Below are 1,950 nucleotides of genomic sequence, written 5' to 3' on the forward strand. Positions count from 1 at the left end.
AAATCCTTTGACGCGCGATTTTTTTTCGGGAGCTTCAGAAAATGAAAATGTTGCTGGTTTTCCACTTAGGAGTGATGGATGGAAAAATTTGATGATGGGAAAAACAAACATATTATGTTTCTGGGAAGCTCTCATAAGATGAAGGTATTTCTGGTATTGCTTTGCCAAAGAAAATTCCTGAATACTCGATCATTTCTGAGTCAGGAAATTTGGTTGAATAAAAAATCATGCGTACAGGCGAGCTACCCCAGTTAATATTTATGATATCAAAATTTGGGCGAGGATGCAACGGAAAATCCTTTCACGCGCGATTTTTTTTCAGGAGCTTCAGAGAATGCAAAAGTTTGGGAAGTGCTAAAATCGGAATCTAAGCCAATGAATCTTCTGATTTTAATACTGAAAAGTAGAGGAGTATTTTTCAATCTTTTCGGTGTATTACTTCTATTCCAATCCCAATCCGTAAATCAAAAATTCAATCGTGGGCAAAGATACGATCAGCGCTTCTATAGTGATTAATTAATCAGAAATCTAGTAGACATTTCCAATAATCAAAAATAAAATCAATTACTGACTTCTCCCTATTCCCTAATCCCTCATCCCTACTCCCTAAATCTAATATAACCAACTAAATAAATCTGCAATAGATAATTGCCAATCTGTTAATAAATCTAGAACTGGTAAATTATCAGAATTATATCTAATTTCTGGTTGTTGGTTTGGTTTAAAAATCACTACAGATTCATCTTCAGGATCTATTAACCAACCTAGTTTAGTACCATTATTTAGACAGAAAATAATCTTATTAATTAATTGATTAGCACCTTGCTTTGGCGAGAGAATTTCTATTGCCCAATCTGGTGCTATTTCAAATCTATTTTCGATTCTACCATTAGGTTTTCTCGGAATACGTTGCCATGCAAAAACTGAAACATCTGGAACTATGGAACGTCCGTTAAAAGTACACCTTAATTCTGGGAATGCCATTGCTGATTGTTTTGGTCTACCGACTTGATTAATAGCTGATAATAGATAAGCCTGAATTGTGCTATGTTCTCCTTGTGGCATTGGTTTTTGATAAATTTTATTGTTAAAATATTCGCTTGCTGGTTTTGTTTCTGGCAATTGTAAAAACTCTTCCAGAGTAATTTTTTGGGATGAATTAACAGCAGTTAACATAATTATTTTACCTCAATCGGGATTTTTTCTTGATTCATTCATTATATCTATTTTGTACTACCTATCCAATCTAGTGTCAGAATTAATTAATCAGGACTTACGCATTTTTGAGTTCTAAACACTACATATTTATAACGTTATAGTTTTTGAACGCTATATGACGCTATATATAGTGTCTCTGCGTAAGTCCTGTTAATTTAATTAAATATATATAGTAATTCCCACAGTTGTGAAATACATTTACCGAAAAATTTTGGTTTAAAGCCTCCCCTTTTAATATAGAATCCGGGTAATTAGTTATCGTATTACTGAAGAGTAATGAGTAATGAGTAATGAGTTAGGAGTAATGAGTAATGAGTAATGAGTAATGAGTTAGGAGTAATGAGTAATGAGTTAGGAGTAATGAGTTAGGAGTAATGAGTAATGAGTTAGGAGTAATGAGTAATGAGTTAGGAGTAATGAGTAATGAGTTAGGAGTTAGGAGTTAGGAGTTAGGAGTTAGGAGTAAGAAAGGAAATGAAAATGCATAAATTTTTAAATTCGTATTCAAGGGGAGGCTTTAAACCTGAATTATCTAATTATTTAACTGTTTAATTGTTTAATTTTTTCGGTAAGTTATTGGTAAAAAAAACTGTAGGGGTTTGGTCTCCAAACCCAGGTAAAAATGTTGTTTGAACTAACTTGCTCCTATCAAATTTAGTCACTGCAAGAATGTAGAGAGGAATGGCAATTCGCCTCTACTTCATTGGATAAAATATACTGCTTCAGCAAAGG

At 33.0% G+C, this 1,950-nt stretch carries 1 protein-coding gene; it reads right to left on the bottom strand.

Annotated elements, in window-relative coordinates; translation table 11 throughout:
• Positions 1-612: 612 nt before the first annotated feature.
• Positions 613-1,176 (bottom strand): Uma2 family endonuclease, encoded by a 564-nt coding sequence (locus F6K40_RS39960; RefSeq protein ID WP_293145802.1) that lies wholly within the window; start codon positions 1,174-1,176, stop codon positions 613-615.
• Between the last annotated feature and the right edge of the window lie 774 nt (positions 1,177-1,950).

It is taken from the genome of Okeania sp. SIO3I5 (assembly GCF_010672085.1).
GTDB lineage: Bacteria > Cyanobacteriota > Cyanobacteriia > Cyanobacteriales > Microcoleaceae > Trichodesmium.